The sequence below is a fragment of the Nocardioides sp. AN3 genome (assembly GCF_054653495.1).
Genome location: NZ_BAAIGC010000078.1, coordinates 1 through 1,424 on the forward strand (window position 1 = coordinate 1; position 1,424 = coordinate 1,424).

The following is a 1,424-nucleotide window of genomic DNA, read 5'->3' on the forward strand; positions in this document are numbered from 1 at the left end:
GGTCAAGTCCCGTGGCGTGGTGTACGAGGTTGATCCTCCGTACGGGCGTGTCGGTTAGGCCGTGATGGCCTGGAGTTCGAGTTCGATCACCTCCTCGGTGGTGCTGGTGTCGACGGCCTGAGCACGGGCCAGGACGTCGAGTCCGAGGTAGCGGCGGCCTTCGGCCCACTCGTCGTGCTGCTCGGCCAGGACGGCGCCGACGAGCCGGATGACGCTGGGCCGGTTGGGGAAGATCCCGACCACGTCGGTGCGTCGGCGGATCTCGCGGTTGAGCCGCTCTTGGGGGTTGTTGGACCAGATCTGGCGCCAGACCTCCTTGGGGAACGCGGTGAAGGCCAGGATGTCGGCGCGGGCGTTCTCCAGGTGCTCGGCCACGTCGGGGAGCTTCTCGTGCAGGGCGTCGATGACGCGGTCGAACTGGGCGTGCACCGCCTCGGCGTCGGGCTGGTCGTAGATCGAGTGCAACAGCGCCTTGACCCACCCCCACGAGCTCTTCGGGGTCGCGGACATGAGGTTGGCGGCGTAGTGGGTTCGGCACCGCTGCCACGCCGCGCCGGGGATGGTCGCGGCGATCGCGGCGGTGAGGCCGGCGTGGGCGTCGCTGGTGACCAGCTTGACCCCTGACAGGCCGCGGGCGGTCAGGTCGCGGAAGAACCCGAGCCAGCCGGCGCCGTCCTCACTGGAGGTGACCTGCACGCCGAGGATCTCGCGGTGCCCGTCGGCGTTGACGCCGGTGGCGATCAGCACGTGCACGTTCACGACCCGGCCGCCTTCGCGGACCTTGAGCACGAGCGCGTCGGCGGCCACGAAGGTGAACGGGCCGGCTGCCTCCAGGCGTCGGGTGCGGAACTCGGCGACGTGTTCGTCGAGCTCCTTGGCCATCACCGAGACCTGCGACTTGCTCAGGCCGGTGATCCCCAGGGTCTGCACCAGCTTGTCCATCCGACGCGTGCTGACGCCGAGTAGGTAGCAGGTCGCCACCACCGAGACCAGCGCCTGCTCGGCACGCTTGCGCCGCTCGAGGAGCCACTCGGGGAACAGGCTGCCGGTGCGGAGCTTGGGGACCGCGACGTCCAGGGTGCCGACGCGGGTGTCGAGGTCGCGGTGTCGGTAGCCGTTGCGGGAGTTGACCCGCTCGGGGCTGCGTTCGCCGTAGCCGGCGCCGCACACGGCGTCGGCCTGAGCGCCGAGCAGCGCGTTGACGAACGTGGTGAGCAGGTCACGCATCAGGTCCGGCGAGGCTTGGGACAGCTGCTCGTTGAGGAACTGGGCAGGGTCGATACTGGGTACAGCGGTCATCGTGGTGTGTCCTTCTTCGAGTTGGTTTTGAGAGATCACTCGAAGGATCCACCCGGTGGCCGCGCCTACGTCGCAGGCACGCGCTCACTCAGGTCCGTCGTACACCACTCTGCTGGACTTCACTC

General features: G+C 68.8%; 1 protein-coding gene. It reads right to left on the reverse strand.

Annotated features, from left to right (window positions below):
- Positions 1–54: 54 nt before the first annotated feature.
- Positions 55–1,299 (reverse strand): IS256 family transposase, encoded by a 1,245-nt coding sequence (locus ACYQ1K_RS27855; protein ID WP_459986882.1) that lies wholly within the window; start codon positions 1,297–1,299, stop codon positions 55–57.
- Between the last annotated feature and the right edge of the window lie 125 nt (positions 1,300–1,424).